General features: G+C 39.6%; 24 protein-coding genes, 1 tRNA gene, 2 rRNA genes, 1 other RNA gene and 1 pseudogene (1 of these 29 only partly in view). 16 read left to right on the top strand and 13 right to left on the bottom strand.

The genetic code is table 11. The features are described 5' to 3' along the window. Positions 1 to 94: 94 nt before the first annotated feature. Positions 95 to 191: signal recognition particle sRNA small type (gene ffs / locus N6A79_RS14415), an RNA gene on the bottom strand. A gap of 69 nt (positions 192 to 260) precedes the next feature. Here ffs and N6A79_RS14410 point away from each other — a divergent pair. The 3 genes from N6A79_RS14410 to N6A79_RS14400 all read left to right on the top strand — a co-directional run bounded on the left by N6A79_RS14410 (position 261) and on the right by N6A79_RS14400 (position 2,703). Next, a complete protein-coding gene (locus N6A79_RS14410) occupies positions 261 to 686 on the top strand; it encodes an HIT domain-containing protein (protein WP_268546467.1) in 426 nt (141 codons plus the stop codon). A gap of 320 nt (positions 687 to 1,006) precedes the next feature. Beyond that, the gene (gene nudC, locus N6A79_RS14405) at positions 1,007 to 1,930 is read left to right on the top strand and encodes an NAD(+) diphosphatase (protein ID WP_268546466.1); all 924 of its coding nucleotides are present in this window, start codon (positions 1,007 to 1,009) and stop codon (positions 1,928 to 1,930) included. Positions 1,931 to 2,133: 203 nt separating this feature from the next. After that, positions 2,134 to 2,703 (top strand): inorganic diphosphatase, encoded by a 570-nt coding sequence (locus tag N6A79_RS14400; RefSeq protein WP_268546465.1) that lies wholly within the window; start codon positions 2,134 to 2,136, stop codon positions 2,701 to 2,703. Between the two features lie 93 nt (positions 2,704 to 2,796). Here the strand turns inward: N6A79_RS14400 and N6A79_RS14395 are convergent, their stop codons facing one another. Then, positions 2,797 to 3,612 (bottom strand): MipA/OmpV family protein, encoded by an 816-nt coding sequence (locus N6A79_RS14395; protein ID WP_442784287.1) that lies wholly within the window; start codon positions 3,610 to 3,612, stop codon positions 2,797 to 2,799. A 617-nt stretch (positions 3,613 to 4,229) separates the two neighbouring features. Here N6A79_RS14395 and N6A79_RS14390 point away from each other — a divergent pair. From N6A79_RS14390 to N6A79_RS14375, 4 genes are all read left to right on the top strand, one after another. Beyond that, positions 4,230 to 4,805, top strand: coding sequence for a hypothetical protein (locus N6A79_RS14390; RefSeq protein ID WP_268546463.1), 576 nt, complete (start codon positions 4,230 to 4,232; stop codon positions 4,803 to 4,805). Between the two features lie 838 nt (positions 4,806 to 5,643). Beyond that, the gene (locus N6A79_RS14385) at positions 5,644 to 6,099 is read left to right on the top strand and encodes a DUF2569 family protein (RefSeq protein WP_268546461.1); all 456 of its coding nucleotides are present in this window, start codon (positions 5,644 to 5,646) and stop codon (positions 6,097 to 6,099) included. A 51-nt stretch (positions 6,100 to 6,150) separates the two neighbouring features. Next, on the top strand, positions 6,151 to 6,651 hold the full coding sequence (locus tag N6A79_RS14380) for a DUF2569 family protein (RefSeq protein WP_262079259.1): 501 nt from the start codon (positions 6,151 to 6,153) through the stop codon (positions 6,649 to 6,651). Between the two features lie 239 nt (positions 6,652 to 6,890). Next, a complete protein-coding gene (locus N6A79_RS14375; RefSeq protein ID WP_262079257.1) occupies positions 6,891 to 7,751 on the top strand; it encodes an endonuclease/exonuclease/phosphatase family protein in 861 nt (286 codons plus the stop codon). Positions 7,752 to 8,697: 946 nt separating this feature from the next. Here N6A79_RS14375 and argH read toward each other — a convergent pair. Further along, positions 8,698 to 10,092 carry an argininosuccinate lyase gene (gene argH / locus N6A79_RS14370; protein WP_268546460.1) on the bottom strand — a complete coding sequence of 465 codons (1,395 nt, stop codon included), beginning with the start codon at positions 10,090 to 10,092 and terminating at the stop codon, positions 8,698 to 8,700. A 31-nt stretch (positions 10,093 to 10,123) separates the two neighbouring features. Between argH and N6A79_RS14365 the strand changes: the two genes are divergently transcribed. Both N6A79_RS14365 and N6A79_RS14360 read left to right on the top strand, forming a co-directional pair. After that, positions 10,124 to 10,795, top strand: coding sequence for a TlpA disulfide reductase family protein (locus N6A79_RS14365; RefSeq protein WP_268546459.1), 672 nt, complete (start codon positions 10,124 to 10,126; stop codon positions 10,793 to 10,795). A gap of 153 nt (positions 10,796 to 10,948) precedes the next feature. Beyond that, positions 10,949 to 12,769: an ABC-F family ATP-binding cassette domain-containing protein gene (locus N6A79_RS14360; RefSeq protein WP_182418285.1), complete on the top strand. Its 1,821-nt coding sequence runs from the start codon at positions 10,949 to 10,951 to the stop codon at positions 12,767 to 12,769. A 333-nt stretch (positions 12,770 to 13,102) separates the two neighbouring features. Here N6A79_RS14360 and N6A79_RS14355 read toward each other — a convergent pair whose 3' ends face one another. The 6 genes from N6A79_RS14355 to N6A79_RS14330 form a co-directional block, all read right to left on the bottom strand. Continuing rightward, on the bottom strand, positions 13,103 to 13,246 hold the full coding sequence (locus N6A79_RS14355) for a DUF1127 domain-containing protein (RefSeq protein ID WP_182418284.1): 144 nt from the start codon (positions 13,244 to 13,246) through the stop codon (positions 13,103 to 13,105). A 391-nt stretch (positions 13,247 to 13,637) separates the two neighbouring features. Next, positions 13,638 to 13,781, bottom strand: coding sequence for a DUF1127 domain-containing protein (locus tag N6A79_RS14350; RefSeq protein ID WP_182418283.1), 144 nt, complete (start codon positions 13,779 to 13,781; stop codon positions 13,638 to 13,640). 309 nt (positions 13,782 to 14,090) lie between these two features. Continuing rightward, positions 14,091 to 14,696, bottom strand: a complete 606-nt coding sequence (locus N6A79_RS14345; RefSeq protein WP_268547600.1) for an energy-coupling factor transporter transmembrane component T family protein — start codon at positions 14,694 to 14,696, stop codon at positions 14,091 to 14,093. Then, a complete protein-coding gene (locus N6A79_RS14340) occupies positions 14,696 to 15,418 on the bottom strand; it encodes an energy-coupling factor ABC transporter ATP-binding protein (protein ID WP_268546457.1) in 723 nt (240 codons plus the stop codon). The genes N6A79_RS14345 and N6A79_RS14340 overlap by 1 nt, the downstream gene beginning before the upstream one ends. Beyond that, positions 15,415 to 16,245, bottom strand: coding sequence for a lysophospholipid acyltransferase family protein (locus N6A79_RS14335; protein WP_182418281.1), 831 nt, complete (start codon positions 16,243 to 16,245; stop codon positions 15,415 to 15,417). The genes N6A79_RS14340 and N6A79_RS14335 overlap by 4 nt, the downstream gene beginning before the upstream one ends. 92 nt (positions 16,246 to 16,337) lie before the next feature. Beyond that, complete coding sequence (locus tag N6A79_RS14330; RefSeq protein WP_268546456.1) at positions 16,338 to 16,937, bottom strand: TetR/AcrR family transcriptional regulator; 600 nt, start codon at positions 16,935 to 16,937, stop codon at positions 16,338 to 16,340. A gap of 89 nt (positions 16,938 to 17,026) precedes the next feature. On the opposite strand from N6A79_RS14330, the gene N6A79_RS14325 reads away from it, so the two are divergent. After that, entirely contained in the window at positions 17,027 to 17,830 is an 804-nt protein-coding gene (locus tag N6A79_RS14325) for an SDR family NAD(P)-dependent oxidoreductase (RefSeq protein WP_268546454.1), read from the top strand. Between the two features lie 63 nt (positions 17,831 to 17,893). Next, positions 17,894 to 18,217, top strand: a complete 324-nt coding sequence (locus N6A79_RS14320) for a hypothetical protein (RefSeq protein WP_268546453.1) — start codon at positions 17,894 to 17,896, stop codon at positions 18,215 to 18,217. Positions 18,218 to 18,337: 120 nt separating this feature from the next. On the opposite strand, the gene N6A79_RS14315 is transcribed toward N6A79_RS14320, so the two are convergent. Then, the gene (locus N6A79_RS14315) at positions 18,338 to 18,844 is read right to left on the bottom strand and encodes a BA14K family protein (protein ID WP_268546452.1); all 507 of its coding nucleotides are present in this window, start codon (positions 18,842 to 18,844) and stop codon (positions 18,338 to 18,340) included. A gap of 282 nt (positions 18,845 to 19,126) precedes the next feature. On the opposite strand from N6A79_RS14315, the gene N6A79_RS14310 reads away from it, so the two are divergent. From N6A79_RS14310 to N6A79_RS14290, 5 genes and pseudogenes are all read left to right on the top strand, one after another. Next, positions 19,127 to 19,672, top strand: coding sequence for a hypothetical protein (locus N6A79_RS14310; RefSeq protein WP_268546451.1), 546 nt, complete (start codon positions 19,127 to 19,129; stop codon positions 19,670 to 19,672). Between the two features lie 193 nt (positions 19,673 to 19,865). Beyond that, complete coding sequence (locus N6A79_RS14305) at positions 19,866 to 20,471, top strand: shikimate kinase (protein ID WP_182418276.1); 606 nt, start codon at positions 19,866 to 19,868, stop codon at positions 20,469 to 20,471. Positions 20,472 to 20,621: 150 nt separating this feature from the next. Further along, positions 20,622 to 20,933 carry a hypothetical protein gene (locus N6A79_RS14300; RefSeq protein WP_268546450.1) on the top strand — a complete coding sequence of 104 codons (312 nt, stop codon included), beginning with the start codon at positions 20,622 to 20,624 and terminating at the stop codon, positions 20,931 to 20,933. A 38-nt stretch (positions 20,934 to 20,971) separates the two neighbouring features. Continuing rightward, a pseudogene (locus tag N6A79_RS14295) lies at positions 20,972 to 21,643 on the top strand (IS1595 family transposase). Between the two features lie 124 nt (positions 21,644 to 21,767). Continuing rightward, positions 21,768 to 22,592, top strand: coding sequence for a DUF3800 domain-containing protein (locus N6A79_RS14290; RefSeq protein ID WP_268546449.1), 825 nt, complete (start codon positions 21,768 to 21,770; stop codon positions 22,590 to 22,592). Positions 22,593 to 23,236: 644 nt separating this feature from the next. Here N6A79_RS14290 and N6A79_RS14285 read toward each other — a convergent pair. The 3 genes from N6A79_RS14285 to N6A79_RS14275 all read right to left on the bottom strand — a co-directional run. Continuing rightward, a tRNA-Met gene (locus tag N6A79_RS14285) sits at positions 23,237 to 23,313 on the bottom strand. A 232-nt stretch (positions 23,314 to 23,545) separates the two neighbouring features. Beyond that, positions 23,546 to 23,660 (bottom strand): 5S ribosomal RNA (gene rrf / locus N6A79_RS14280). 76 nt (positions 23,661 to 23,736) lie between these two features. Beyond that, positions 23,737 to 25,443, bottom strand: a 23S ribosomal RNA gene (locus N6A79_RS14275); it runs 1,106 nt beyond the window's last position.

Here is a 25,443-nt window from a genome sequence, read left to right as displayed (position 1 = left end):
TTTGCAATTTATTTATTTGCAAAAAAAATGCGCTTTACACAGCTGAAATATCGATATCCTAAAGAATATTTGATTTGCTGCAAACCTTACAAAGGTGGGAAACTGGCACGGTGACCCGACCCAGATTCGTTAGGGCTGCTTCCTTCCGGACCTGACCCGATTGGCGAGTGGTTCGTCCACCACCAGCTTCCCACTTGTCATATCGTCAATTTGGGCGCAAAAAGCAAGTATTGATTTTTAAAAAATGGTAAGAAAATACAATGAATAGCCAATTTTCCCTTGATAAACGCTTAGAAAACGACACAAAACTAATATGTTCCTTAAAAATTTGTGATTTACGCCTGCTTGATGATAGCCGTTGGCCTTGGTTAGTTCTTATTCCAAGAATCGCTAATGTGGTTGAATTACACATGCTAGATCAAACCAGCCAAAGCGCGATATTTGCTGAGATGATGAGTGTATCGCAAGCCTTGCATAATATTTTCCCCGATGCAAAAATCAACACCGGTGCGCTTGGCAATATTGTGCGCCAATTGCATATTCATATTATTGCCCGCCATGAAAATGATGTAAATTGGCCAGGACCAGTTTGGGGCGTTGCAGGAAAAATAGCTTATGATGATGAGGCTGCCTTTACTGTAATGGATAAAATCAAACATGCTTTAGGCAAAGATGTGCTTAATTAAAAAAGAAAATAAAGTTGCAGCATAGCTTTGAGAAGCAAAGATTATATGATTTTAAATATAATTTACAAGATGTTAATCTATAGCCGAAAAAACGACTAACCTATTTAATAGCATTTAAATATCGATCATTTTAAAATTTTTGTCTTTGCTGATGAAATTTTTAAATGCTGCCATATGTAGAATAGAACGAGCGAACACAAGATGCTTTGCTCTGTAAAATCTGTTCATCTTTGCTTCGGACCAAGTAGGCTTTTTCAAGTTGGCCTGTAAACGTCAAGGCATTCTTTTATTTGTGATATTGCAGTTTTCGGGGGAATGATATGCCAGCACCAATTTCTTTTTCAAATATTGCTTTTACTGGCAATCCAATTATCCGCGATAGCGAAAAGCGCAGCGACGATTGTGTGGAGCTTGCACTAAAATCTGACGAAAGCTTAGTAATATTGTTTATAAATGGTCTTGCTGTACAAAAGGAAGATACGCCATTACTTACTCTTGGCGAAGTCCAGCAATTTGATCCCAATTGGAAAAGTGCCGTTTATCTCGGGCAATATCGTGGCCGTTCGATTCTCGCGGCCCATAGTGATATCAAGATTGATGATTTAACCGAACCGTTTACTGCCAGTAATTTACGCAACCTTTATACTGATACAAAAATTGCACCACCATTGGTGGGTGCTTTGGCGCAAGCTTCATCGCTTTTAAATTGGCATGATAATAATGGCTTTTGTGCGCGTTGCGGCAATGAAACCTTGATGCGTGGTGGCGGCAATCGTCGCAGTTGTAGCCGTTGCGGAGCGGAGCATTTCCCACGGGTTGATCCTATTGCCATCATGTTGGTAACACGACGCGATAAATGCCTTTTGGCCCATAATCATAATTTTACTGAAAAGCGCTTTTCCTGTCTTGCAGGCTTTATCGAACAGGGTGAAACATTTGAAGCAGCGGTACGCCGCGAAGTATTTGAAGAAGTGCAGATTAAAATTGGTGAAGTCACCTATATTGCAAGCCAACCATGGCCTTTTCCCCAAGCCTTAATGCTTGGTAGTTTTGCTGATGCCCTTGATAATAATATTATAATTGATGATAGTGAAATTGAGCAGGCCCAGTGGTTTGACCGTAGTGAAGTGAAGACCATGCTGCTTGAAGAGCATCCGCAGAACTTTAGTCTTCCTCCTACAGGCTCTATTGCTAATTATCTCATACGTCGTTGGTTAAATAAATTTTCAAGAGGAAGAAGCTAAACAGGCTGAAAATCTGACTATTGTGATGATAATCACGCTGCAATAATTGTCACAACAGCTCCATATAAACAAGCTTGCCCCATCGCCACATAGTTTTGTCATGAAACTGCAATGTCGTAACGATAACACTTGACTGTATTTGGAATGTCGAGGTTATTATGTTAAAAATTTTTCGTATTTGCGCAATTGGGGCGCTGCTGTCTATGTCTGCTTTATCTGCTTTTGCACAAGTACATCTTGACCGCTTACCGCAAAGTAACAAGGTTCCAGACGAATTTGTCGCCGTCATTGAAATACCGCAAGGCAGTAATGTAAAATATGAAATTGATAAAGAAAGCGGGCTTATTTTTGTTGACCGCTTCCAATCTATGCCTGTGGTTTATCCTGCCAATTATGGTTCGGTGCCAAGCAGTCTTGCAGGTGATGGCGATCCTCTTGACGTCATTGTTTATACTCGCAGCCCAATTATGCCAGGTGCAGCGATTAAAGTACGCCCCATAGGCATATTAAAAATGATTGATGGCGGCGAAGCCGATGATAAAATTGTTGCCGTACCAACATCAAAAATTGATCCAACCTATGACAATATAAAAGAACTTAAAGACTTGCCAAAAATAGAAGTTTTGCGGCTTGAGCAATTTTTCGCCATTTACAAAAATTTACCCGAAGGGCGCAAAAAAGTCGAGTTAAATGGCTTTGAGGATGCGGTGGCTGCTCGTATAGCGATTAAAACAGCCATTGATGCCTATAGAGAAAAAAATACCGCCCATTAAGTCTAATAATCGCGGTAATCATATCTCAAAAATAAATAAAGCGCTTGTGTTCAACAAACACAAGCGCTTTATTTATGCCTTAATGTTTAACTCTTAATCAAGAGTGAAGTCAAAACGGTAGCTGCCTGATACACCAACGGTGAATTGATTTTTAGAGCCGCGTTGCTTAACTAGGCTAGAATCAGCAGAAGGGCCAGTTAAGCGATCATATTCAGCAAAAAGACTGGTGGTAATCTTATCAGTGGTTTTCCAAGTCACAGCACCGCCAGCACCAACAGAACCAATGCCGCCCTTTGGATTATAGGGCTTGAGGCCGGTTAATGGTGCACGAATTTCATCGACACCATAGAAGGCTTTATAATAATCCTTTGAAGCAACAAACATTCTTGGGCCTGCCGACACGCGAACGGTTGGCGTAACATCGTGGAAAGCATCAACAGCAATATCGGCAACAACACCTTGGTGAGAGCGGATACCATGGCGCACTTCAACACGGGCGCGCATCCAATCAACTGGATAAAGTTCAGCAAAAAGACCTGCTTCGCCGCCAAGTTTTACGCGCTTCATGCCTTTAAGATCGTCGGATGTGCCACCATCGCGTTGCCAAATAATCTTGCCAACAATACCGGCATTAAATGGACCCGAGGAAATGAGACCAAAGGAAGGATTATCATTTCGTGAAGAAAAGCGTGCTTCAGAACCAGTACGACCGATCGAAAAAATGGGCGCAAACTTAAGTTCGTTTTTAGAATCACCTTCATAGCTCGGCGCACTATAAGCAGAACCGCCTAAGGTGAGCGACCAGTTACCAGACCAAAAATGTGCTTTTTCTTGCGGCATAGCAATGCCATCATTATAGCCACTGCCATTATTATTATAGCTATTGCCACTATTATAATCGGCAGCCATAGCGGGTAGCGCAGCAAATGATGCGGCTGATAAAAGTGCAGCAGTAATTATTTTTTTTGTGCCGCTTCGTATGTAATGACCTAAAAACACGTTATAAAACTCCAATATAAACCCCGCTTTGTTTTCACATTTCCAGTGGTCAAGATTAACCATATTACCTGAAAGATTAAAAGAAAACAGCATCATTGTCGGCAATAAGTGTAAAATTTGATTTAAACAATGAAATCAAGTTTTATATTTTGAGCCAAAAAATGCTTTCTTCTATTTTATGGTTTCCAAAGGGTTAAAATTTATTCCTAAATTTTGCTGCCAATAGCATTTAAAAAAAGATTAGAGTGCTTGCCTCGACTTAATATGCATTCACGCTTTATCCGTAGATGATAAGTGGTTTTTACCAAGTGACGAGCGACAAGTAAACAATCCGCCTATTTGATTCCATTTAACACAAAACAATCACTTAATTTCCTTAAAAAATATAACAAATTGTTTATTATGTAAAATTTTAAATACTCCACAACACATTTCAAATTATAATATCATAAATTTGCTTTATTTCTCTTTCATATTGAACATCGTTCAACATTGAATTATGTTCAAATACATTAAAGGAGGCGAAAATGCAAGAAAAAAACGATCTTGAAACTCTTAAAGCCGTGAACAATCCATCACAACGTTTTTTTAATGTAGCAAGCTTTGCGGTCATCATCTGTATAATAGCCTCAGCATTCACCACCTATCATTACCCAAAAAACCAACCCGAATTGACTATTTGGAGCGGCACCCCACTTTGGGCAACAACATTTGGTCCAATTATTTGGCTGCTTTTTGTCGCCTTGCCACTGGTGCTCAGTGTTAGTTTTCTTTTTCGGAACCAATATAAGATGTGGCGTATTGGCTCCTATTCGATGATGTGGGCAAGCATCCTCCTTGGCATTATTTTTATCATCATGTCGGCCTACGAAATTTTAAGCACTATTTTCGCATACATAGTTTGCAGCTTTGCTTCATTATTTGGCATATTCTTCGTGATAGCAAAACGTGTCGATACAGCATTTAATTCATGCCTTGCCAAAAACGGCGTTGACATTAATCAAACCTTTGGCATTTCTATTTATCTGATCTATGCTGCTGCCCTCATTAGCCTTTTTACTCTTATCCATCTGGCAATTAAGGGAGCGATAAAAAAAACATAGATTTTTAATTATCTAACTGAGAGCTTGATGCATTTACATATTCACAATAATCTCACTCAATAATGTGCAATGAGATTTCATATTTTTTCATCTAAACAGTTTTTTAATCTGCCGTAAAATTTTAATAATTTCACGCCTGCTAAACCATTTATGAGCTTTTCCATCAACGCGAAGTGCGAGAATTCGTTTGAGTTTCGATATTACCCGAACCCAATCGCTAATATCCTTGCGGATCACTCATTTGCGTATTTTTATGACTAAATCAGGCGGTAAACTTTATAGCAGCCTATTTAACATCAACCATGTTTAGCACCTATTTCTTGCAAGAAAAATAACCTGAACAAATTATCCAAATACCGATATTGAAGCGCTAAACGCTATTTTGATACTGAAAACGCCACACCATTTCCAAGCAAAGCCAAGCTAATATGTTGAAAAATCATAAAGAGCTCATTTGTAGCGCGCAATTTTGTGCCAGAATACAAGCTAATAGCTGGCGTCTTGTATTTACATTAAGCGTACAAGCCAAAAGCGCTCACTAGCAACAGCAAATAAAATAAATGAATTTATCAAAATTTATGATAGTTTTCTTTGTTTAACCATCAGCATAAAAATATTAACCAACATCTACCTTAGTAGATATTAAAGCAAAATAATGATTTTATAATATATAAAATAACCAGTACTTGAATAACCACCATTACATTGTTTATAGTAACGCCGTTGACTATAAAGTCGACCCTTAGTCATATATCAAATAAGTCATATCTTAAAAAAATTCTAATATTTTAACTATATCGAACTGATTTATAATTGGCTGCCAATCGAGGAAAACATATTGAACGTTTCAAGTAATTTAGTAGTGAAAAATAAATTGCAAAAAAGTGACCCTAAAATTGGTGGATTGCTTTATTTGGTTGCAATATACTTAACATATCACGTGGTTTATAATGTCAGCTATATTTTAAATAAGGTTCAATTTATTTACAATTTTGACAGCTTTACCCAAGTTTTAGTCTCATTTCTTTCTGCTCCATTCTTATTTGATTTAGTCTTAATGACAATGGCTTTCATAGGGTTACTTAAGGAAAAACGAACCTTCCCATATGTATTTATTGCATTTTTGATCTATCGAATTTGCTTGGATGTTGGTTATGCCTTATTTTTTAAATATAGATTTAAAAAAGATGAAGTGTTTACGTCCCCTATTTATTGGCTAGGCTGTTTTATAGCTGTTATTTTTCTATTCTATATTATTTTTTCTAAGCGAGTAAAAAACACCTTCGTTAATTAATTGTTTTTTAAATATAGTTATTTCAATTCTTAGATTGAGTTTGGAACCGTTATGAATGGTATAAATACAAGTAGCAATATCACCGCAAAGAAGGGAAAAATTGTAAAAAATACTAAAATTGGCGGCGCGCTTTACTTGGTTGCCCTTTATCTTATTTTATTTACAATTTCATGTATACGCGACATCATAGCAATTTTTAATAGTGATTTTTCAACTTATTTCTTTAATGCTGATTTTTCAAATAATTTCATTGTAGCGAAGCTATTAAATACAAACTTTTTGTTTCCATTATTTTTATTCCAATTTGTGATGCTCTTTATCATTGCAATTGGATATTTCAAAAAATACTATTATTTCCCTACTATGTTTATATTATTTTTAATAAGTAATTTTCTTTATAATGCAGCTTATATAAAGCAAATACCAAATTTTGAATATTTGAATTATTTTTTTAAATTTTATTTTGAGATTCTTTTGATTTTATTCATAGATATAATTTTATTAATTTATATATATTGCTCCAAACGGGTCAAAGAAACCTTTATAAATTGAATAAAGGCAACTGATTTAAGTTGCTAGAATTTGCCTTATAATGAAACACTTTAGACGGCGTTGAACCTTTCATAAAATTGTAATGTCAAAATGACAAATTGCAAAACGACAATGTTACACAGATAATTGATTATTTTTTTAACAATATGAACAGTAAATTGATGTTTTTTGGGATCGTAATGGATAAAATGACGGTGACGAAAATTAGTTGCTAAAAATGATCTATGAGGAAGTGAAAAATGGATAAAAAGAAAAAGCGATTTTCCTTTCCTAAGCTCAATAATAAAACACTACGCCAGAATGTCGATTCTGCGATTAGAAATCGTCGCGGACATCGGCCACTATCAGCAGATAGGGAGGGTGGCGATACGGTTATCGCATCCTATAATGTTCATAAATGTGTGGGCCTTGACAAGATATTTAATCCTGAAAGAATTGTTAATGTTATTTCTGAACTTAATGCTGATATTATAGGTTTGCAAGAAATCGATAAACGCTTTGGTGAACGCATAGGCCTTTTGGATCTGAATTATTTAAATGAGCGCACCGGATTAAAGCCCGTACCAATACAGGCCATGTCATCGCTGGGGCACGGTTGGCACGGCAATGGGCTATTTTTTCGTAATGGCGAAGTGCGTGATGTACATCAGATAAAATTGCCAGGATTAGAGCCGCGCGGCGCTGTCATTGTTGAATTTGAGTTAATTTATGGCCCCCTACGAGTTATTGGTGCGCATTTTGGTTTATTACACCGTTCGCGTATACAGCAAGCAAAAACTATTTTAAGCTATCTTGAAACGCGCCCAGACATGCCAACTTTATTAATTGGTGACCTGAATGAATGGCGTATTGGTAAAGGGTCATCTCTCACCAGCCTATCACCGCTTTTTGACCTTGCAATGGGAACTTTACCAAGTTTTCCTGCGCGTTTTCCCGTCTTAGCTTTGGATCGCGTGTTTGCTTATCCTAAAAATCTAATAAATTCTGTAGAGGTGCACAAAAGTGCTTTGGCCCGCATTGCATCAGATCACCTACCCATCAAAGCCCATATTGATATCCTTGGCGCTTTAAATAGCATGAATGTCGCAGCAAACACTTAATAGAATATTTTGTCATAAGCATTTTACGAAAGACTTATCATAAATGCAGAAGTTCTATGTCCATAATATTAACTAATCTGAATTTTGCCAAACCAGCTCAAGTAAAACTCGACACAAACTGCTAAATTAATTTCTAGTTCGATTTTGTTAAATAAATTTTGGATTTTTTAAAAGGTTATAGTCGGTATTACGAAAGATTTTTGGATATTTTAGATTAAACTAATATCTTTACGTAAAAACTGGCAAGAGATAAGGCTATATTGGTTTAAATACAACTACTCAGCAACGGCAATAATTTCTTGCTAACCAATATCTCTATAAAATAATAATCCGGATGCAGAAGCATCCGGATTACGTCCTGAGGCCGGGATGACAGACGGCTAATTGCGGGGCACCGTTCTGCCGCTAACACATGCAGGATATCATATGATAGCAATACAACTATATGGTGTATTTTGATTCATGTCAAATAAAATTAACCGGCTAATTAGTTTAAGGCTATAATGTGGTGGAAAACTGTTTTGTTTTAAATCTTAAGAAAAATACAACTAAAAATTACATAATTTCCAAGAAATTAATATTAGAAAATATAAACTAGCTCCATTTCGAGCCAGTATTTTTTGATTAAATATATTTATAATTCTCTAAATCGCGCTTAAGTTGTATTTAAATACTGATTAAACAGGTTACTTGAGTAAATAGATAACCCTAATTTTAATTATTTGTAAATATTTTAATCAATTTCAACAAAGTTTCGCGACAAAAAATCAAACTATACCGTATCTATTTTACCAATATATTTCCCACGCATATTAATTTTACACGAGATTGATAAAATGAGGTATTTTAAAATTGATTTTTATCAAAAAGACCAAGTCAGGCGGACTTAAAATGTGAGTCCGCCATGCTGTTGCACTATGGCATCTTAAAAAAATAGATTGCAATTTTATGATAAGCGCTTTTTCCAAATTTCGATTTGTTGGCGCACTTGATTTGGCGCTGTACCACCGTAAGATTGACGGCTTTCAACCGACTTTTCTACGGTGAGGTAATCAAATACATCACTGGTAATATCATTGTGGATAGATTGTAAGTCTTGCAAAGTTAGCGCACCAAGTTCCACTTTCTTTTCTTCAGCTAGTGCAACCGCACGTCCAGTAACGTGATGAGCCTCCCTAAAGGGTAAGCCAAGCACGCGCACTAGCCAATCAGCAAGATCGGTAGCGGTGGAAAAACCAGAGCCTGCAGCTTTTGCCATAGCATCGGTATTAATGTGAATATCGCTCATCATACCCGTCATAGCAGCAATGCACAGCTCTAAGGTTTCAGCCGCGTCAAATACTGCTTCCTTATCTTCTTGCATGTCTTTAGAATAGGCAAGCGGTAAGCCTTTCATCACGGTCAGCAATGTGATTAATGCACCATTGATACGGCCCGTTTTTGCACGGATAAGCTCTGCGGCATCAGGGTTTTTCTTTTGAGGCATAATCGATGAGCCGGTTGAAAAACTGTCAGACAAGCGCACAAAATTAAATTGTGGTGTTGACCAAATAACAATTTCCTCAGCCATACGGGATAGATGGGTGGCGCAAATCGAGGCTGCACTTAAAAACTCAAGCGCATAGTCACGATCAGATACGCTATCAATCGAATTGCGAGTTGGTTCACGAAAGCCTAATAATTTGGCGGTCATGAAACGATCGGTTGGAAAGCCCGTACCGGCAAGGGCTGCGGCACCAAGGGGTGACTCGTCCATGCGATTGACCGCATCTTGCATACGCGACAAATCACGGCCAAACATTTCAACATAGGCCATAAGGTGGTGACCATAGGTAACTGGCTGCGCCGTTTGTAAGTGAGTAAAGCCCGGCATATAATTTCCAGCAAATTGTTCCGCACGCTTGACTAAAAGAACAATTAACTTATGGAGGCTAGCAGCTGTCTTTTGCGTTTCATCCTTAACCCAGAGACGAAAATCAACCGCCACCTGATCATTACGCGAACGCGCGGTATGCAAACGCCCTGCCGGTTCGCCAATAAGATCCTTAAGACGCGCTTCAATATTCATATGAATATCTTCAAGGCGGCGTGAAAAAACAAAGCTACCGCTTTCAATTTCTTTCAAAATAATATGCAATCCGCGCTCTATCTCTTGCATATCATGAGCAGAAATAATACCTTGTTTAGCAAGCATCGCTGCATGAGCAAGGGAACCTTTGATATCTTGTTTATAAAGTTTGCGGTCATAATCAATGGAAGCATTAATTTCTTCCATAATAGCGTCGGGGCCAGAAGCAAAACGTCCACCCCACATCTGGTTGCTTTTATCGGTCTCAGTCATAATCTTGGCCCTGAATTAAAGGAATAATAAAATGCTTGAAGAAAAACCTTATGGCAAAAGGATTAAAACAGCAATAAAAACTGTTTTTAAACCTAAAAGCTCGTATATTTTTGCCCTTCTACCATTTTTGCTATACGCGATTTTCCCCGCCCCCTCAATGGCAGAAAATAAGTCTTGTGCGTTAAATGAACAAAAATTAAGCTCGTTGAAAAAAAGTCGTTCTGGCGAGTTTACCAATGTTATTATGGCACAAGATCCGTTTTATGCCGGTGATTTAACCTTTAAAAACGCAGACGGTAAGGAAGTTAAAGTTTCTGATTTTAAAGGACAAACAGTTTTCTTAAACCTTTGGGCAACGTGGTGTGGGCCATGCCGTGAGGAAATGCCCGATATTGCCAAGGTGCAAGACAAAAAAGCGGATGATTCTCTTGCTGTTGTTGCAGTCAATGTTGATAAGCAAGAAGATAGCTATGTGCATGACTTTTTAAAAGAATATAAAGCCGATAATTTGCCGTTTTATCGCGATACTTCTATGGCAATTTTTTATAAATTACGCCGTGAAGGTTTGGCACTCGGGCTTCCAACCACATTGATTATTGACAAGGATGGTTGTTTGACGGCTAGCCTTATCGGCTCTGCACCTTGGGGCGATGCAGATGCTATGAAGTTCATCGACAAGGTTAAGGAACTTGATGCACAATAAAGCCTAATTTACTTCACTGCTTTAAAGCCGGTTTTTTAAAAGCCGGTTTTTTGCTTTTATTTTGCTAGTTCCTATAAAAGCGGTTTCCACTTAGAGCTAAAATGCTATACACCGCTATTAAAGTTTTAAAGCTGCTTAACAATATGAGATATTATGGCCAATCCTCCTCTTTTAACCCTTGATCAATTATCGCTTACCTTCGGGGGCACGCCTTTATTAACCAATGCCAATTTAAGCGTTAGCGAGGGGGAGCGCATTGCATTGGTTGGCCGCAATGGGTCTGGTAAATCCACCCTTTTAAAAATAGCAGCTGGCCTTGTTGAGCCAACTGATGGCGAAATTTTTCGTCATCCAGGTGCGACCATTCGCTATTTGCCACAAAGTCCTGATATGGATGGTTTTGACACGGTGGAGGCCTATGTTGAGGCAGGACTTGGGCCAGCTGATGACCATTACCGCGTTGGTTATTTGTTGGATCATCTGGGTTTAAGTGGTGAAGCTAATCCGCGTGATTTATCTGGTGGTGAGGCGCGCCGTGCAGCCCTTGCCCGTGTACTTGCGCCTTCACCCGATGTTTTATTATTAGATGAGCCAACCAACCACCTTGATCTTACCACCATTGAATGGCTTGAAAATGAGCTTGCGCAAATTCGCTCGGCATTAGTAATTATTTCCCATGATCGGCGTTTTCTTGAAACCGTGAGCCGCTCAACCGTATGGCTTGATCGCGGTGTTACCCGCCGCTTGGATCAAGGCTTTAAATTTTTTGAAGAATGGCGCGATAAGGTTTTAGAAGAAGAAGAACGCGATCAGCATAAGCTTGGCCGCCAGATCGAGCGTGAGGAGCATTGGCTGCGCTATGGTGTGACAGCGCGGCGTAAGAGAAATGTTCGCCGTCTTGATGAATTGCATAATTTACGCGCCCGCCATCGTAGCCATCAAGGACCACAAGGCGTTGTGCAATTGCAAGCCGCGGATAGCCGCGATTCGGGTAAATTAGTGGTTGAAGCCAAACATATTGCTAAAGCCTATGGCGAGCGTGTTTTGATTAAAGATTTTTCTACCCGTATTAATCGTGGTGATCGTATTGGACTTGTTGGCCCTAATGGTGCCGGCAAAACCACGCTGCTTTCAATTTTAACCGGCCTTATTGAGCCTGATAAAGGCAGTGTGCGCCTTGGGGTTAATCTTGAAGTGGCAATGCTTGACCAAAAACGCAGCCTTAATCTTGATGAAAGCCTTAAAGATTATTTGACTGACGGGCGCGGCGATAGCGTTATTGTTAATGGCGAACAAAAACACGTTGTATCCTATATGAAAGATTTTCTCTTTCAAACCGAGCAAGCACGCACGCCTATTCGCGAGCTTTCGGGTGGTGAACGCGCAAGATTAATGCTAGCACGGCTTTTGGCACGCCCTGCAAATTTGCTTATCCTCGATGAGCCCACCAATGATCTTGATATGGAAACCCTCGACCTCTTGCAAGAACTCGTTGCCGGCTTCCCCGGCACGGTAATTCTTGTAAGTCATGATCGCGATTTTCTTGATCGCACCGTCACATCGGTTATTGCGCCAGAAGGTGATGGCGATTGGTTGGAATATGCCGGTGGCTATAGTGATATGTTAGCACAACGTAAAGATAAGGCGCTGAGCATACGCAAAGAGCAAAAAGCAACCAAAAATAATGACACGGCAAATGCCGGACAAAAAAACGATAATGCACCAGCAAAGGAACAAAAACGGAAACTTTCTTTTAAACAAAAATACGCGCTTGATAATTTGCCGATTGAGATGGAAAAGCTCAATGGTGAAATAGCGATTCTTGAAAAAGAATTATCTGATCCTAATCTTTATAGCAAAAATGCCGACCGTTTCCATGACCTTTCTAAAAAACTTGAGCAAAAGCAAACATCGCTAATGGAAAAAGAAGAAGAATGGTTGGAGCTTGAAATGCTGCGCGAAGAAATGGAATAGCAAACATATATCAGGATAAGAGTTGGTTTAAATATCTCACCTTTTTAATATACTGATATTTCGTAATTTTTGATCAAAAAGCCGCATATTATATGCGGTTTTTTTATGCGCGGCTTTGCTTAACACTAAATTTTACGCATAAAAAAAACGCCTGCTGCGGGAGGAGGTGCAGCAGGCGCTTGAATTGAAAACCGACTGGGAGGAGGAGGAGATGTCGGTCTTCCAAAATTTTCAGGGTATAGGAGGAGGAGAACCCTGAAAAAACTGTAATAATACTAATTTCTAACTCAAAAGCTCTCAACCCATTTTTGGAGAGCGCCTATGAATAATTTATTAACGTGTTGCGCGACGAGCAATTGTTGGGATTTCAGCACGATTAATGCCAAGATCATTGAGCTCACGAGAGGAAAGACGGCTAAGCTCGTTAACTGTTGTGCGATAACGACGCCAGTTGTTGAAAGAGCGAACCAAATTCATTTTAATCACCTAGATTTTGTTTGTTAAGCTTTATTGCTTTGTTAACCTGAATATAGGCTGTTCACATTTATTTGAGTAGTGCCAAGTTTGCATAGCTGCCCTAGCCATTTCACAAAGATTTCTAAAAAAATTCCTAATATAGGCTTTATTAAATAGCTCTTTAGGCAATGCGTTTTGCCATAAAAAAACACCTGCTGCGGGAGGAAATGCAGCAGGTGTTTGAATTGAAAACCGACTGGGAGGAGGAGGAGATGTCGGTCTTCCAAAATTTTCAGGGTATAGGAGGAGGAGATTTACCCTAAAAATTTAAATTTCAATTTAACGGCTCTCAACTCAACAGCGAGCGCCTAGATCAAATTTTATGATCAAATTTTAAGATCAATTTTGAATATTAACGTGTTGCGCGACGAGCAATTGATGGAATTTCAGCACGGTTAATGCCAAGATCATTAAGCTCACGAGCAGAAAGGCTATTTAACTCATTAACCGTTGTACGGTAACGACGCCAGTTATTGAAAGAGCGAACCAAATTCATTTTAATCACCTAGATATTGTTTGTTACGTTTTATTGTTTTGTTAAAATCAATATAGGTTTTTCACGATAATTTGAGTAGTATTAACTTTGCATAGCTGATCTGCGAAGAGCATGCAAAAAGCGCCTTTTTTAGTCATATTTCTTTCATAAAGGCCTAATTTTGCCGCAATCTGATAAAAAATGGTTCGCATTGCGGCTAAAGCATGGCGCATATTTTTTCGCTTTGTTTCTTTGCCATTTTATAAATTTTATTGGGTATTTTTGCCTTTGCTAAGACTTATGCTCAAGCTTAAAAATGTCTTGATCGAATCATTCATTGTCATAGCTGCGCGACAAAATTGCTTGCGCAACGTCATCACCCATTTTTATAATGCGAATAAGCAAAGGGATAAAGAGTGCTAAAAAGCTACGCTCTAAACCGCGAGCCTTTTGTGCTTCATAAATATCATCGGCAATGGTTTTCACAACTGGTACAAATCGCAAGGTCAACGACAAGGCCAATGCAATTTTTTTGGGGTTAGCGCCAAGCGGTTTAAAGAGCATAAAGAATCGCTCAAATGCGTCAAGCATATCGCTTGCTTTGGTCGTTGCATTAATCAAATTTGCGGCAAGTAATAAAATTGCAAGACGTAATGTAATTGCTAAACTAGCTGCCCATGGAATGGTTAGCCATTGCACCAAAAATAATCCAAGCAACAGCCACCATAATTTTACAAGATTTTTAATTGGCAGTGTTAAGCTAAATCCAACTATTGGATAAGCAAGCAGCGCCAATAGGAAGGCAATTGCCATAATATCGATGCGCGTGAAAAAAAATACAAATAAGCCAAGGACAAAAAGGAAAATAATTTTCACCCAAATAGGTGTTTTTTTGGCCCATAAACGTGCGGACTCATTGTTTTCAAAATTGCTCATCATTGCATTAAAGTTTTATAAAATTCAATCGCAGCATGGGCGCTGCCATCATAGGCTATTTTGCCTTCATCGATCACCAATACACGGTCGAAATCCTGCAAAAGTTCAAGGTCGTGACTTACCAAGACAACTCGTTGCGGCAGATTGTTGATGAGGGCGGCAATGCGCTTTTTGTTGCGCAAATCGAGCATGGTTGTTGGTTCATCAAAAACCATAATTTCAGGCTGCATAACCAAAACACCGCAAATCGCCAATAATTGCTTTTGTCCACCACTTAAATTATGGGCAGATGATGTTTTAATCGCATCAAGATTATAGAGCTTTAAAACATCATCACTGCGTCTTTGGATTTCCGCCTTTGTGAGCTTCATATTTTTAAGTCCAAAAGCAATATCTTCCTCAATTGTTGGCATAATGATTTGATTGTCGGGATTTTGAAAAATAAACCCAACTTTGCGACGTATATTTTTACCGTCCTTTTTCGTATCTAAACCGTCGATAAAAACCGTGCCAGTACTAGGTAGCAAAAGCCCATTTAACAATCTTGCAAAACTACTTTTACCCGAACCATTAGCGCCAATAACACCAATGCGCTGTTGTTGTAATGTTACATTTATCGATTGTAAGACGGTCTTATTGCCAAGCTTTAATGTGACATCTTCCAACTGTATATGCTTATCGCAAGTGGGACTAGCTAAAGCCGTGGCAGTTGCAATTTTCACCGTATTTGCCCCTGCCAATCAATACCAAGTTCCGCCAGTCTTTTAACAGCTGTTTGTGGCATAGCTGGTGGATTTTTGCTATTTGCTGCTTCAATCAATAAATCATCGCAGGCTTTTTCAGTAACCTCTTCCAATTTTTTTAAAAATTCACGTTTGTTAAGACCTGGCTCAATGGCAGGTAAAACCCGCATAATAACGGTGCCAGGATAGCGCATGACAGTTGATCGCGGCCAAAAAAGCCCAGCATTAAGCGCAATAGGAATAACGGGCAAGGATAATTCACTATAAATTGGTATAATTCCCGGCTTATAGCTCGGTTCCGCACCCGGCTCTTGACGCGTGCCTTCAGGAAAAATAACGATTTGCCGGCCATCGGCAGCCTTTTCACGCGCTCCATTAATCACCGCTTTCATCGCCTTGATTGGGGATCCACGATCAATAGGAATCATGCCAATTTTCCACATAAACCACCCAAAAATTGGCAAGCGCATTAATTCGCGTTTGAGCACAAGACTTGGATCTTCAAGGCACATACATAGCATGATTGTTTCCCACATGGATTGATGCTTAGGTGCGATAATACAAGCACCTTTTGGTATATTCTCCATGCCTTCAAGGCGATAATTAGTGCCAACAATATGCCTAAATAAAAACATGGTAACGCGGCCCCATATTTTAGGCACTATCCATGCTTTTTTTCGCGGCAAGAAAAAATAAAACGGCGTATAAAGAAAAACCTGCAATATCGATGCGGTATAAAAAGCAAATATGAATAATATCGATCGTATAAAAAGCACTATTTTTTCCAATGCAGAGTTTTGGGGCATTTGGTTTATAAAACAGAATAAACACGCTGAAAATGGCTTTATTGCATATTGGGTTATTTTACCAAATAAAAATAAGCTATTTTGATGAATTTTTAAATCTTAGGCTGCGCTTCACTGTCATAGGCTTTCATGATCAGATCAACAATAGCATTTAAACGCTTAGTATCAACCCCATCGCGTGCCTGTACTGAAAAGCCGCAAAGGGCAGTGCAACAAAAATCAGCAAAAGCAGTTTCATTAAAGTTTGGCGCAATTGTACCATCACATTTAGCCTGCTTAAGGTAGGATTTAATCAGATCAGTGCGTTCATTGCGCATATCGGTGAGCCATTGTGCGATATTATGATGGTTTTGCGAGTAATTAACGGCGGAAGATACAACCATGCAGCCCATAAATTTATCGGTGTAAACATCTATTGCCCCACGTAAAACTTGCTCGATTGCGGCACGTGCATCACTATTTTGCGCAAGCGCTACATTGGCGAAGGAGCCTTTTTCAAGCTGATATTGCTCGACAGCTTCACGAAAAAGCGCTTCTTTAGAGCCAAAGGCCGCATAAATACGAGCCGATGCAATATTAAGCGCTTGCGTCAGATCTGCCATAGAGGTCCCCTCGAAGCCATATTGCCAAAAAAGATTACGTGCTTCTTTCAAAGCCTCATCTCTATCAAATTCTCTTGGTCTACCTGCCATTTTTCAATCTCGCATTTCAATTCCCACGCAATTTTTTGTCGATTGATAAATAATTCATTTGACAAATGAAAACAAGTCTGGATTCTTTAATGATCAACAAAGAATTATACTGGAAGATAATGATGTCCGAAAAGAGCTTTGAAAACAAAACAATATTTATCCTCGGTGCAACATCTGGAATTGGTTATTATCTCGCCAAACATTATGCAAAACTAGGCGCTAACCTTATTATAGCAGGACGTTCAGATCAAAAATTACACATGGTTCATAATGAAATAAAGTCCGCAACAGGCAGTATTAAGACCGAAAAAATTGATGTATGTGATGAAAATTATGTCGCTGGTGCATTTAAAAATATCAATAATTGGTTGCAAAACCAAAATAGCAAAATGGATATAGCTATTAATTGCGCTGGGCTAGTCAAAAATGGTGAAATTGATACCATGACAAATAGTGATTTCAAACAAATGATAAATACGAATCTTTATGGTGTATGGCTTTGTATGAAAGAAGAAATCGCATTGATGAAACCCCATAAAAATGGAAGCATAATAAATATTGCGTCTAATATTGGTCTGCACTCAATACGACCTCTAATGGGTGGTTATGGAGCAACAAAAGCTGCTCTAACCATTTTAAGTCAAACCTCTGCACTTGAAGTTTTGCCCTTTAATTTACGTGTTCATACGCTCAGTCCTGGACCATTTGACACTAAATTGTCATATCGTTCCGGAGAAGACAAAAAAATGCGTGACATAAGAATCTTTAACAGCAACCCTTCGAAGCGAGTTGGCACCCTTTTAGAAATAGCTGAAACTATAAAATGGTTATCACAAAGCCCGCATTATCTTGTCGGTCAAGATATTATAATCGATGGCGGTGCATCGTTATGAAAAAAAACTATCGCTCCCCTTTTCAGTCTCGCCGCTTTTTTGCTTACTCGCTTTGCCACCGCTATGGTTTTATTAACATTTGTCTTTAACCATTTGGCACTGGTTTATATAAGTGTTGCGCTTTGGGAACTAACTTTTTGGGGGGCGCTAACTTTGCTACAAACCGCCCTTGCCGATGCCGCTAGTGATGAAGCCGATATGGCACAATCTTTCTTTGTAACGCTGTTTAACCTTGGAGTGGCAGGTGGTGGTCGTATAGGTGGCTATCTATTAGACTGGACAAGCGCCAAATCTTTACCTACGCTTTCTCTTCTCCTTATATTTATTGCACTTATTATTGCATTTTTGGCTAAGAACCATGCTTTCAAAACTGGACATCGCCATTGAATATTTTCATACTAACCAAATAAAAAACCGTAATAAGAAAGGATCTTATTACGGTTTCATTGAAATTTAAATTACAACTAAAATTAACTAGCTTTGAATTTCAAAATTGAAATATAGGCTTTAGCGCGAAAATGGTGATACACAAATACGGCGCTCGCCTCTTCTAACGGCAAAGCTGTTATCAGATGGGCGGTAAGTGCGATATTGTTGAGCACACCACTTAATATGGCGTTGGTTCAAAACTGGGCGTTGCGGCATCGGCCTATTGATACTTGGATGGTTGGGGCGTGGTTGATCCAAGTGGTTAGAAAGCGGTGGACGTGGTCCACTGTCGCCATTATGAGGGTCGCCATAAATTGGTGGCGCAGGGCGAATATGCCTAAATGCTGCATCTGGATACCACCAACCATCACTATGGCGCTGATAACCTGGGCGATGATGACGATAGCCCTTATAGCCATTATAAAGTCCTTGATTAATCGGCCCATTTCTTTGTTCAATGCGCTGCGGCATATGGTCATTTGGCGCTGCAAAAACATTTGTGCTTGATACAAGGCTTGTAAAAACTGCAAGCGCAAGAACCTTGCCAAGAGCCTTTTTTGAAATTTGTTTATAATGGTTGGTCATTTTAAATCCCATTCTGCCATTGTTTAAAAATGTGTTCTAAAAATTTGATATTTGCACCCAATCATGGCAAATTTTAGCTACTCTCAACACGCGTAAGCACTAAGGCTTTCAACTTTTATTGAAAGCGAAAATAAATGGTTTTTAATCATTATAGCAAAAATCGCTTATCGAATATCGAGCGATCACCAAGCAATTATTATTCATCAAGCAGCTTAAAACTATTGATTGGAACTGCTACTCATTATAAGCAATCCAGTAAAGATCTCAACAAAGGGGAATGCGTTGCAAAAATCCTATTATTCTATTTGGCTGCGTCCAGTATCAGTTGATTTTACACCCTTGAGCGATTCTATCGCGCATTTTTCGCAGCTTTTTAATAGCGAGAATTTTGAGCCACATATGACCCTTGCAGGCGATATCAGTATGGATATTGAAAAGGGCGAAGCAAGCCTCATTGCGCTAATGGAAGCAATTGCCAAGGATATATCGATTTTTTCTGCACCAATTATTGATGTGCGCCAAGAAGATGTTTTCTTCCGTTCTTTCTATCTTGCATTTGATCTGGTAGAAAATTTGGCAGCTCTAAAACAGCGAGCTGCTGATTATTTAAAAACCGATGATTTTGATAGCTTTATGCCGCATCTATCCTTAGCTTATGGTGTAGAGAATAGCCTGTTAAAACGTCAAGAAATTGAAAAAATACAAAAAATATTTGCCAGTAAGTCAATGGCTTTTGATCAGTTGGTATTATCAACAGCATCTAGCCATAATACAATTAAAAATTGGCAGGTCAAACATGTTTTACCATTAAAGCCGATAATCGCCTAAGCGTTACTTATGCTAATCTGTTTTAAAACTTGCAATTTATAATTTTCATTTTTTGAAAAAAGGCAAGTAAATGACAATAGAGCGTGCTGATTTTATAGATTTTCACAAAAAACTGCTCTTCCAGTGGCTAAAATACATAAGAAATGTCTCTACCCTCTTGACTTGATGTGCGATAAATGTCGAAAGATTTTAAATGAGTAAAAATATTTCGATCCACAAAGCTATCCATCGACTGCGCAGCAATATTGGCGAGCGCTCTTTGGTGCTTGTTGGTTTGATGGGCGCAGGCAAGACAACAATCGGCAAAAGGCTTGCCCAATTGCTTAATCTTGATTTTTATGATGCTGACCACGAAATAGAGCACGCTTCACAAATGAGCATTAGTGAAATTTTTGCTCAATATGGCGAACAAGAATTTAGAGATCTTGAAAAACGTGTTATCTTGCGTTTGTTAAATAAAGGGCCAATTGTTCTTGCAACAGGTGGTGGTGCTTATATTAATGAACAAACACGCGAGGCTATTCATGATCAAGCACTGGCAATTTGGCTTGATGCTGATCTTGATACTTTGATGGATCGCGTTTCACGCCGTAGTCATCGTCCACTTTTGCAAAATGATAATCCCCGCGCCGTCATGGAGCGGTTAATTGCGGAACGTTATCCAATTTATGCCAAAGCCCATCTTTCAGTGATGAGCACACGCGGCAAACGTGATGCAGTAACACGGCAGGTCATTAAAAATGTTGATGCTTTTCTTGCCAAAGAAAATGAGAGTAATAGCGCAATCGAAGCGCAATAAAACAAATTTTTCATCGCATTGTTAAACTTTTTTTCATTTTTCTTTAATCTTATTACAAAAGAATTTAGCTACAACTGTGTTTAAACCGCTAAGCAAAGATGATGTGGTGCAATTTTATTAAATTCATCTATTCATTTAAAGGATTTTATAGTGAAATTCTATTTTTACTACCCTAATATAGATAACGCTGAAATAGAATTTTGGACATTGGAAAAGATTGGTTTAATCGGTTGGGATAGCGAATTTTCCGTATCCTTTGCATCGCCTGATGAATGTGTAAATTATACCCCCTCCTGTCTCATCAATTTTGATGTATTTGATAAATTGTTTTATCCTTCAAGCTTTGCTGAATTGGAGGCAAAGGGATATGCAGATATCTTGACCGGCTATTACCCGCTAGGCGATGAATGGAAATGTGGTGAACCTTACGGAAAATACTTGGGCAAACGCATTTATTTTTAGGGCTGGCATAGATAGCTAAAAAAAGCTATTGGTGTCAAATGGATAAGTTACGTCGCAAAAGTCGTCTTTTGCAAGTAAAACAAGAAGAACCGATTGAAGTATTTCGTAGCAGGCTCAACGGCTCGTTCTGCTGCCGTTTTAGCAGGAGTAAACAGGAACACAGCTACCCTTTATTTCCACAAGCTGCGAGAGGAAATAGCCTCACGCCTTGAGCAAGAAATCCCCGAACTCATGTGCGGTGCAATTGAACTTGATGAGAGTTATTTTGGTGGGGTGAGTAAAGGAAAAAGAGGGCGCGGAGCTGCTGGGAAAACACCCGTATTCGGATTGTTAAAACGTAATGGAAAAGTTCATGCTTTTCCTATACCAAATGCCCGTAATGAAACACTTTTACCGATTATTAGGCAATCAATTAAGCCAGATTCCATTATTTATCGAGATAAGCTTTTCTGCCTATGATGTTCTCGATGTATCTGAGTTTCACCATGAGCGGATCAACCATTTAAAACCTTTGAGCAAAAACCTTTTTGGATGAGCACAATCATATCAATAGGATCGAGAACTTCTGGAGCCAAGCCAAGCGTCATATGCGTCGTTTTAATGGCATACCAAAAGAGCACTTTCACCTCTACTTAAAGTAGTGTGTATGGCGTTTTAATAATCATTCAACACAGAAATTGATAAAAGTATTGTCAAGCTTTATGAAATAATTATACTTAAACCTTATCTATGCCAGCCCCAAAATTTGAATAAATCATCTAGATTAAATGTTCACACAAATTCAAATTTGTAGTATAACTTGTATTGACTTCAAAATTTTATAAGGTCTTCATTATGGAAGAAAGATATACAATTTTTATTGATGAAAGTGGCGAGGCGGGCATTGAGAACGTTCGCTCTGAATCTATAGACGGAGCGTCCCCTTACATGACATTAGGCGCTTGCCTTATCGCTAACCGAGATAGAGAAGTCATTGAAAATACTTTAGTAGAGGTTCGAACCCAATTACGAAAAAAATCACTTCACTGTTCAGATCTAAATCATTACCAAATAATTCACTACACTCGGCAAATTATTAAACTGAATATGCACCTATTTGGGTTTATATCACGCAAAGAAACGTTGCGTGGTTATAAAAGACGCATTGATGATAATAGTAAAATGTACTATAATAAATGTGTTCAATATTTGTTGGAGCGCGTAGGTTGGTTTATGCAGTTACACCAAATTCCGCCCGAAAATCTTGATATTGTTTTTGAAGAGGCTAGAAGCGTAGACTATGAAAAAATGCGTAAGTTTCTGCGAGCATGCCAATCGAAACCCAATCATGAAAATACTAAAAAATTACAATATATTGACATTAAAAAAATAACAGTAAAGAAGAAAAGCGAGGAACCTCTATTAGAGTTAGCTGACCTCGTTGCTCATGCGCTATATAAGTGTGTCGATAAGCACAAAACGACCTATGATATACCAGAACCACGTTATCTATGTGAGCTCGCTCCGCGTTTTTTTGGCAATCCTAAAAATCAAATTGTAGTTGGTGCGGGGTTATATTGCGTGCACTCTACGCGTGACCTTAAACTTGATGCAGATGTAGAAACAATTTTAAACGGTTTGTTGGCTTTGCCTTTTAAAACTACAAAGGAAGTTGAATGAAACAAGCAAAAATTTACACCATCGTGCAAAAACAAAATTAGATATAAAAATTTGTATTAAGGTTATTTCGCAATGTTTACGCCGTTATATCACCTAAAAATATCTCGTAAAAAACGACCAACAACACCGTATTAAGATCACCAAAAACTAGTTTAAATGTCTTTTAATTCTACGGTGATTAAGAATAGAATAAATTTAGGGTTAGGTTATCACGCCAAATATCCCAGACCACACGCAGGATTAATGTATTGAGGTTGTTACACCTATTTTATAAAGCTTTTGACTTCAGGAAGAGCTTATCTCTACCATCAATGAATTTGGAACTTAGCTCTACCTACATCGTTCATTTAGCTACGTCATAACCATGCAGTACTCATTTTCGTGCATGTACCGCTTTTTCATAATCACAATCGCCAAGAACCGCCCATGTGGCCGCTATTATATAATTGGTGTTAGTTATCTTGTTTTATTGCTGAGATATTACTTACACATCTTGGTTATGATTTTCTTTGGTTGCGAAGGAGTACGTGTTAGCATATTAGCAGCACCTCAGCGCCAATCAATGTTAACACGAAGCCATTTTGACGTTATTGTAAAATAACTCGCATTAACAATGTGTTTATTATTTTGCTGATGGGTAATATTGGTTGCGGGGGCAGGATTTGAACCTACGACCTTCAGGTTATGAGCCTGACGAGCTACCGGGCTGCTCCACCCCGCGTCAAGGGTTTTGTTTACTTCTTCACGCTCGGTATGTTGTGAAGGAGTATCTGATATTAAGGCACATTTTTAAGATAATGTCATGCTTTTAGGAAGCGTTATTATCTTGATTTTGTGTTTTTTTTCCAAGGAATGATTTAAGCTATATGGCTTATATTGCTTGGGATTTATCAGATAGATTAATAAGGGTGTTTTGATGGTGAAGAGATAGTATTCATACATGCATTTTGCAGACCTGGCAGCGACCTACTCTCCCGTGTCTTAAGACAAAGTACCATTGGCGCTGGAGCGTTTCACGGCCGAGTTCGGAATGGGATCGGGTGCAGCCGCTCCGCCATAACCACCAGGTCGGCGAAAGGCATGAACGAATTGAAGCTGGTTTTGATTTTTCTGCATTTTTATTAACTGGATATAGGTAATGGGAACGATCAAGCCGATTGAACGATTAGTATCAGTAAGCTTCATGTGTTACCACACTTCCACACCTGACCTATCAACGTGGTCGTCTTCCACGGTTCTCATGGGAATACTCGTTTTTAGGTGGGTTTCCCGCTTAGATGCCTTCAGCGGTTATCCCTTCCGTATATAGCTACCCTGCTATGCGGCTGGCGCCACAACAGGTCCACCAGAGATACGTCCATCCCGGTCCTCTCGTACTAGGGACAGATCCTATCAATATTCCTACACCCACGGCAGATAGGGACCGAACTGTCTCACGACGTTCTGAACCCAACTCACGTACCGCTTTAAATGGCGAACAGCCATACCCTTGGGACCTGCTCCAGCCCCAGGATGCGATGAGTCGACATCGAGGTGCCAAACAACCCCGTCGATATGGACTCTTGGGGGTCATCAGCCTGTTATCCCCGGCGTACCTTTTATCCGTTGAGCGATGGCCCTTCCACACGGGACCACCGGATCACTATGACCGTCTTTCGACTCTGCTCGACTTGTCAGTCTTACAGTCAGGCAGGCTTATGCCATTGCACTCAGCGAACGATTTCCGACCGTTCTGAGCCCACCATCGCGCGCCTCCGTTACTCTTTAGGAGGCGACCGCCCCAGTCAAACTACCCACCATACACGGTCCTGGTTCCGGATAACGGAACGCAGTTAGACATCCATGTAGATAAGGGTGGTATTTCAAGGAAGACTCCACAATGGCTGGCGCCACTGCTTCAAAGTCTACCACCTATCCTACACATGTCGACACGAATGCCAGTGTAAAGCTATAGTAAAGGTGCACGGGGTCTTTCCGTCTAACCGCAGGAACCCCGCATCTTCACGGGGAATTCAATTTCACTGAGTCTATGTTGGAGACAGCGGGGAAGTCGTTACGCCATTCGTGCAGGTCGGAACTTACCCGACAAGGAATTTCGCTACCTTAGGACCGTTATAGTTACGGCCGCCGTTTACTGGGGCTTCAATTCAATGCTTGCACATCTCCTCTTAACCTTCCAGCACCGGGCAGGCGTCAGACCCTATACGTCGTCTTGCGACTTCGCAGAGCCCTGTGTTTTTGGTAAACAGTCGCTACCCCCTGGTCTGTGCCACCCCCTAACGGTTGCCCGCTAAAGGGTCACGCTTCTTCCGAAGTTACGCGTGCAATTTGCCGAGTTCCTTCAACATAGTTCTCTCAAGCGCCTTGGTATTCTCTACCGGTCCACCTGTGTCGGTTTCGGGTACGGTCTATAATGTGGGAGCTATTTCCTGGAACTGCTTCACTGCATCATCAATCCAATAAGATGATACAATTTACGCAATCCGTCACTTCCCACAGGCCCACGAATATTAACGTGGTTCCCATCGACTACGCCTTTCGGCCTCGTCTTAGGGGCCGGCTCACCCTGCTCAGATTAACTTTAAGCAGGAACCCTTGGACTTTCGGCGAGGGAGTCTCTCACTCCCTTTATCGTTACTCATGTCAGCATTCTCACTTCCAATACCTCCAGGATCCCTCACGGGTATCCCTTCACAGGCTTATGGAACGCTCCGCTACCACTTACACTTACGTGTAAATCCACATCTTCGGTGTATGGCTTTAGCCCCGTTACATTTTCGGCGCAAAGACCCTTATTTAGACCAGTGAGCTGTTACGCTTTCTTTAAATGATGGCTGCTTCTAAGCCAACA

The sequence above is a fragment of the Bartonella sp. HY761 genome, from assembly GCF_026743145.1.
GTDB lineage: Bacteria > Pseudomonadota > Alphaproteobacteria > Rhizobiales > Rhizobiaceae > HY038.
The sequence above is the reverse complement of the archived record's forward strand: the minus strand, read 5'-3'. Positions and strand labels throughout refer to the sequence as shown.

Coding starts and splice junctions, on each gene's coding strand:
- N6A79_RS14360 (WP_182418285.1), top strand. CDS start 10,949: ATGGCCAATCCTCCTCTTTTAACCCTTGATCAATTATCGCTTACCTTC.
- N6A79_RS14290 (WP_268546449.1), top strand. CDS start 21,768: ATGGAAGAAAGATATACAATTTTTATTGATGAAAGTGGCGAGGCGGGC.
- N6A79_RS14380 (WP_262079259.1), top strand. CDS start 6,151: ATGAATGGTATAAATACAAGTAGCAATATCACCGCAAAGAAGGGAAAA.
- N6A79_RS14395 (WP_442784287.1), bottom strand. CDS start 3,612: ATGGCTGCCGATTATAATAGTGGCAATAGCTATAATAATAATGGCAGT.
- N6A79_RS14410 (WP_268546467.1), top strand. CDS start 261: ATGAATAGCCAATTTTCCCTTGATAAACGCTTAGAAAACGACACAAAA.
- N6A79_RS14305 (WP_182418276.1), top strand. CDS start 19,866: ATGAGTAAAAATATTTCGATCCACAAAGCTATCCATCGACTGCGCAGC.
- N6A79_RS14325 (WP_268546454.1), top strand. CDS start 17,027: ATGATCAACAAAGAATTATACTGGAAGATAATGATGTCCGAAAAGAGC.
- N6A79_RS14330 (WP_268546456.1), bottom strand. CDS start 16,937: ATGGCAGGTAGACCAAGAGAATTTGATAGAGATGAGGCTTTGAAAGAA.
- N6A79_RS14320 (WP_268546453.1), top strand. CDS start 17,894: ATGGTTTTATTAACATTTGTCTTTAACCATTTGGCACTGGTTTATATA.
- argH (WP_268546460.1), bottom strand. CDS start 10,092: ATGACTGAGACCGATAAAAGCAACCAGATGTGGGGTGGACGTTTTGCT.
- N6A79_RS14390 (WP_268546463.1), top strand. CDS start 4,230: ATGCAAGAAAAAAACGATCTTGAAACTCTTAAAGCCGTGAACAATCCA.
- N6A79_RS14345 (WP_268547600.1), bottom strand. CDS start 14,696: ATGAGCAATTTTGAAAACAATGAGTCCGCACGTTTATGGGCCAAAAAA.
- nudC (WP_268546466.1), top strand. CDS start 1,007: ATGCCAGCACCAATTTCTTTTTCAAATATTGCTTTTACTGGCAATCCA.
- N6A79_RS14335 (WP_182418281.1), bottom strand. CDS start 16,245: ATGCCCCAAAACTCTGCATTGGAAAAAATAGTGCTTTTTATACGATCG.
- N6A79_RS14350 (WP_182418283.1), bottom strand. CDS start 13,781: ATGAATTTGGTTCGCTCTTTCAATAACTGGCGTCGTTACCGTACAACG.
- N6A79_RS14400 (WP_268546465.1), top strand. CDS start 2,134: ATGTCTGCTTTATCTGCTTTTGCACAAGTACATCTTGACCGCTTACCG.
- N6A79_RS14355 (WP_182418284.1), bottom strand. CDS start 13,246: ATGAATTTGGTTCGCTCTTTCAACAACTGGCGTCGTTATCGCACAACA.
- N6A79_RS14315 (WP_268546452.1), bottom strand. CDS start 18,844: ATGACCAACCATTATAAACAAATTTCAAAAAAGGCTCTTGGCAAGGTT.
- N6A79_RS14365 (WP_268546459.1), top strand. CDS start 10,124: ATGCTTGAAGAAAAACCTTATGGCAAAAGGATTAAAACAGCAATAAAA.
- N6A79_RS14375 (WP_262079257.1), top strand. CDS start 6,891: ATGGATAAAAAGAAAAAGCGATTTTCCTTTCCTAAGCTCAATAATAAA.